Source organism: Fusicatenibacter saccharivorans (assembly GCF_015557635.1).
Taxonomy (GTDB): Bacteria; Bacillota; Clostridia; order Lachnospirales; family Lachnospiraceae; genus Fusicatenibacter; species Fusicatenibacter saccharivorans.
Genome location: NZ_JADNOP010000009.1, coordinates 110,524 through 116,534, shown reverse-complemented (window position 1 = coordinate 116,534; position 6,011 = coordinate 110,524). Strand labels below are relative to the sequence as shown.

4 protein-coding genes are annotated in these 6,011 nt (G+C 42.9%); all 4 read left to right on the top strand.

Going from position 1 to position 6,011, the window contains the following annotated elements:
* Nucleotides 1-1,084: ATP-binding response regulator (locus tag I2G42_RS09330; protein ID WP_195530992.1), on the top strand; the 1,084-nt coding region annotated here is incomplete at its 5' end.
* A 59-nt stretch (nt 1,085-1,143) separates the two neighbouring features.
* The gene (locus I2G42_RS09325) at nt 1,144-1,959 is read left to right on the top strand and encodes a substrate-binding periplasmic protein (RefSeq protein ID WP_195530991.1); all 816 of its coding nucleotides are present in this window, start codon (nt 1,144-1,146) and stop codon (nt 1,957-1,959) included.
* Complete coding sequence (locus I2G42_RS09320) at nt 1,943-4,105, top strand: ATP-binding protein (RefSeq protein WP_055228221.1); 2,163 nt, start codon at nt 1,943-1,945, stop codon at nt 4,103-4,105. The genes I2G42_RS09325 and I2G42_RS09320 overlap by 17 nt, the downstream gene beginning before the upstream one ends.
* Before the next feature lie 55 nt (nt 4,106-4,160).
* Entirely contained in the window at nt 4,161-6,011 is a 1,851-nt protein-coding gene (locus I2G42_RS09315; protein WP_055228222.1) for an ABC transporter substrate-binding protein, read from the top strand.

Here is a 6,011-nt window from a genome sequence, read left to right as displayed (position 1 = left end):
TAATAAAGCAAAAGTTATAGAGTATGCAGATAAAATAGATATTTCATCACAGCATCTGTTGGGAATTATCAATGACGTTCTGGATATGAGCAAGATTGAGGCAGGAAAAACAGTCTTCAAATATTCTGACTTTTCTATTCTGGATCTTGTACAGGAACTTGACACTATATTTCATACTCAAATATATGAAAAGCAGCAGACCCTTACAATCATAAAAGAAAATATTCAGCATGAGTGGGTGAATGGGGATCAGGTTCACCTGATACAGATTTTCAGCAACCTGCTTTCCAATGCAGTGAAGTATACCCAGGAAGGTGGGGAAATTCAGTTCTTTGTAGAAGAATGTGAGACAAAGTCATCTGTCTATGCAAAGTACCGTTTCTTAGTTAGCGATAATGGTATGGGAATGTCGGCAGATTTCAAGGATACAATTTTTGATGCGTTTACCCGTGCGGAAAGTTCCATTACAAATAAAATACAGGGAACCGGACTTGGAATGGCGATTACTAAGAATCTGGTTGAGGCAATGGGAGGTACCATTGATGTGGAGAGTGAATTGGGACAGGGAAGCTGTTTTGAGGTTCTCATGGATCTGAAAATTGCAGAGGATAGAACAGTTGCTCTGGCGGCACAAGAAGAAACAGATGAGCAGGATGGTAATATCCTGCAGGGAATGAGATTCCTGTGTGCAGAGGATAATGAGCTGAACGCAGAGATCCTGACGGAACTGTTAAAGATTGAAGGTGCGGAATGTACCATCTGTGAAAATGGCGAAGAGATTTTGAAAGCATTTGAGCAGTCTGCTCCAGGTGATTATGACATGATCCTGATGGATGTGCAGATGCCTGTTATGAATGGCTATGAGGCGACGAGGGCAATCCGCAGAAGTTCCCATGAACTGGCAAAGACGATACCGATTATTGCCATGACTGCCAATGCATTCTCAGAAGACATTCAGCATTCCCTTGCGGCTGGCATGAATGCACATGTTTCAAAACCGGTTGAGATGAAGGTGCTGGAAAAGACGATTAGAAGCATAAAATCCGGCGGGGGGGGTACCGAACCGCAGGTCACTGTACAGTGACGAATGGAAAGTAACCGGACATAGAAGAATCAAAAAGGATAGTTAGGGATGGACAGAAAATGAAAGGAAAAAGAGTGATTGCAGGCATTCTGCTTGCGGGAATTTTAGCAGTCACCCTGGCAGGGTGTAAAAACACAGATAACACGAAAGAAGAAACCGAAAGGCCTGTTATTACCCTCGGCAGTGACAACTATCCACCATACAATTATCTGAATGAGGATGGTATACCGACGGGAATCGATGTAGAACTGGCTACAGAAGCTTTCAAAAGAATGGGATATCAGGTGGACGTTGTCCGGATCAACTGGGAGAAGAAAAAAGAACTGGTGGAGAGCGGAGAGATTGACTGTATCATGGGCTGCTTTTCCATGGAAGGACGCCTTGATGATTACCGCTGGGCGGGACCATATATAGCAAGCCGTCAGGTGGTTGCTGTAAATGAGAATAGTGATATCTATAAACTGAGTGATCTGGAGGGTAAGAACCTGGCTGTTCAGTCCACAACCAAACCGGAAGGTATCTTTCTGAACCGGACGGATGAGAGAATCCCAAAGCTGGGCAATCTGATCAGCCTGGGACACAGGGAGCTGATCTATACATTTCTGGGAAAAGGATATGTAGATGCAGTTGCAGCACACGAGGAATCTGTTGTCCAGTATATGAAGGATTATGACGCAAGCTTTCGTATCCTGGAAGAACCTTTGATGATCACTGGAATAGGTGTTGCTTTTGCAAAAGAGGATGACAGAGGAATCTGTGAGCAGATGAGCCAGACGCTGGAAGAAATGCGTCAGGATGGCACATCTCTGAAAATCATTGAAAAATATCTGGATGATCCCCAGAAGTATCTGGAGGTGGATGATCTTGGATATTAAGAGAAAGAAAAAAGAAAAACGGATCCAGCTGTTCGGCGGTCTGATTGGAGTCTGTGTGGCTGTAGCCTCTCTGTTTTATTTCTTCCACGCAGAAAAAGCCGAAGCAGAGAAAAGAATGGTGGAGATTGTAAACTATGTGAAAGTGCAGTGCTCCACCTACACCCATTTTAATGAATCTTCGGAATCAAAAAGCCTCCTCCGTGCCATTGAAAGTGCTAGACAGATGAGTACAAATATTAAAATGGAAATAGAAAACGGCGGTCAGCTAAGCCGGGATTTCCTGAAGGAAAACCTGCAGACTCTATGGGTGGATGGTATCATTGTACTGGATGCAGAAGGAAAGACGGACTGTGAATACAGCACGGATGAGTCTCTGGCTAATGAGATTACGGAGTATCTGCAAAAAGAAATTATCATGAATTTTGCCGGATATGAAGAAAGAAGCTATTCGGAACGGTTTACCAGGGAAGATGGATCCTTTATTGACATTGCAGCCTGTGCCAGAAAAGATGCACTGGGTATCGTTGCAATCTATTACTACACATCTCCTGAATTTGCCAGAAACTATACACTGACGATACAGGGGCTTTTAAATGGTTATAGCATCCAGAAAGATGGAACGATTATTGTTGCAGACGATGGGATCGTTGTTGCCAGCAATGATGAGAGTCTGTTGGGACAGAATACAGCCGACAACGAAGTTGTTCAGGCAATGAAAAAGCATACAGACAGTCAGCATATCTATCATTTTAGAAAGGAAGGAATTGGATGTTATGGAATCATGCTGAAGCAGCGTGATTATTATATCTACGCATATCTTCCGGATACGGAAGTGTTTCGTAATCTTCCATTAAGTGTTATAGGTGTTATTTTTCTTTATTTTCTGATGTTCGGCATATTCTGGTTCTGGACATACAGAACCAATCTGGCGCACCGGAAACAAGAATTTGAAAAAGATGAAAAATATAAAGCAGAACTTCTGACAGCAGCAAAAAAGGCAGAAGCCGCCAATGAGGCAAAAACAGAGTTCCTTCATCGTATGAGCCACGATATCAGGACTCCGATTAATGGAATCTACGGTTTGATTAATATGGCAGACCATTATGCAGATGATATGGAGAAGCAGAAGGAATACAGAACAAAGGTTAAAGCGGCATCCAATCTGTTGCTGGAACTGGTAAATGATGTTCTGGACATGAGTAAGCTGGAGTCGGGTGAAGTTGTTCTGGAAGAGAGTCCATTTAATCTGAGCAAAATTTCTGAGGAAGTGCTTGTTGTAATTGAACAGATTGCTGCAGAACAGAATATCCGGATTGTATGGGAGAAAAAAGAAATCATATACCGTGATCTTATTGGAAGTCCGGGGTATGTAAAACGTGTGATGATGAATATCCTGTCCAATGCAGTGAAATATAACAGAGAAAATGGACATATTTATCTTAGCTGCATGGAAATCCCATCCGAACAGCCAGGAATGACGACAATGGAATTTATCTGCCGGGATACAGGAATCGGAATGACTGAGGAGTTCCAGAAACATATTTTTGAACCATTTGCACAGGAATATACGGGAAGCCGCACAAAGTTTGTCGGAACCGGACTGGGAATGGCCATTGCAAGGAAGCTGGTCGAGAAAATGGGTGGAACCATTACTTTTGAAAGTGAAAAAGGCGTAGGGACGACATTTGTGATCCGGGTTCCATTTAAAATAGATCCGGATGCGGATAAACGTGAAGAACAGAAGGAGGTATCCGAAAAATCTATAAAGGGATTGCATATTCTGCTGGCGGAAGATAATGAGCTGAATATGGAAATCGCTGAATTTATGCTTCAGAATGAGGGCGCTGACGTGACCAAAGCATGGAATGGGCAGGAAGCGGTTGAGCTGTTCAGAAAAAGTGAACCCGGTGAATTTGATGTCATTCTTATGGACATTATGATGCCGGTAATGAATGGTTATGAAGCTGCAAAGACAATCAGGTCTCTGAACAGAGAGGAAGCAAAGGAGGTACCGATCATTGCAATGACAGCAAATGCCTTCACGGAGGACAGAATAAAAGCAAAAGAAGCAGGAATGGATGAACATGTTGCTAAGCCTGTTGATATGGAATTACTGATAAAAGTAATTCATAGATTGGTGGGGTGATAAAAAATTAGGAATTGCTGGATATATTGACAGGGCAAATGAAGGAGAACTTGTAATGAAAAAAATAAAATGGAACAGAGTTTTGGCTGTACTTTTGGCAATGGTGACAGCCGTATCACTACTGTCAGCATGTGGCAGTAAAAGTGCAGAGAAAGAAGATGCAGACACAATCACGGTGTACTTATGGAGCACAAGCCTGTATGAAAAATATGCACCATACATCCAGAAACAGCTCCCGGATATCAATGTTGAATTTGTTGTAGGCAACAACGATCTTGATTTCTACAGATTTCTGAATGAAAATGGTGGATTGCCGGATATTATAACCTGCTGTCGCTTTTCACTTCATGATGCAAGTTCCTTGAAAGACAGCCTGATGGATCTTTCCACAACCAATGCGTCAGGCGCTGTCTATGATACATACCTTAGCAATTTTATGAATGAGGATGGAAGCGTAAACTGGCTTCCGGTGTGTGCAGATGCCCATGGCTTTGTAGTGAACAAAGACCTTTTTGAAAAGTATGATATCCCTCTTCCGACAGATTATGAAAGCTTTGTCTCTGCCTGCCAGGCATTTGACCAGGTGGGTATTCGTGGCTTTACTGCAGACTATTATTATGATTATACCTGTATGGAGACACTGCAGGGGCTGTCAGCATCAGAGTTGTCTTCTGTGGAAGGACGTAAGTGGCGTACTGCCTACAGTGACCCGGATAACACAAAAAGAGAAGGTCTGGACAGTACAGTCTGGCCGGAGGCTTTTGAACGTATGGAGCAGTTTATCCAGGATACCGGTCTGAGTCAGGATGATCTGGATATGAATTATGATGACATAGTTGAAATGTATCAAAGTGGCAAGCTTGCCATGTACTTTGGCAGCTCTGCCGGTGTAAAAATGTTTCAGGATCAGGGCATCAACACAACGTTTCTTCCATTCTTTCAGGAGAACGGTGAAAAGTGGATTATGACTACGCCATATTTCCAGGTGGCTTTAAACCGAGATCTGACACAGGATGAGACACGTCGAAAGAAAGCAATGAAGGTGTTGGACACAATGCTTTCGGAGGATGCGCAGAACCGGATCATTAGTGATGGACAGGATCTGTTAAGCTACAGTCAGGATGTGGAACTCCATCTTACACAATATATGAAAGATGTGAAACCTGTGATAGAGGAAAACCATATGTATATCCGTATTGCGTCAAATGACTTTTTCTCTGTGTCCAAGGATGTGGTGTCTAAGATGATTTCAGGAGAATATGATGCAGGGCAGGCTTATCAGTCATTTAATGCCCAGCTCCTTGAGGAGAAATCCACTTCTGAGAAAATAGTATTGGATTCACAGAAGACTTATTCCAGTCGTTTCCACAGCAGTGGAGGTAATGAAGCATATTCTGTTATGGCAAACACTCTGCGTGGCATTTATGGAACAGATGTGCTGATTGCAACCGGAAACAGCTTTACGGGAAACGTGCTGAAAGCCGGCTATACAGAAAAAATGGCGGGAGACATGATCATGCCAAATAGTCTTTCGGCTTACAGCAGCAAGATGAGCGGAGCAGAACTGAAAGAGACAGTCAAAAATTTTGTAGAAGGCTATGAGGGCGGATTTATTCCGTTTAACCGAGGCTCTCTGCCTGTGGTCAGCGGCATTTCCGTGGAAGTCAAAGAAACAGATGATGGTTACATATTGAGCAAAGTTACAAAAGATGGAAAAAAAGTTCAGGACGAGGATACTTTCACGGTAACCTGCCTTGCGATATCTAAACACATGGAAGATTATCCGGCAGATGAGAATATTGTGTTTGATGGAGAAGATACCTTTGTGAAAGACACCTGGACAGGATATGTTTCAGATGGTGATGCCATTCTTGCAGAGCCTGAAGACTACATGACTCTGAGGTGA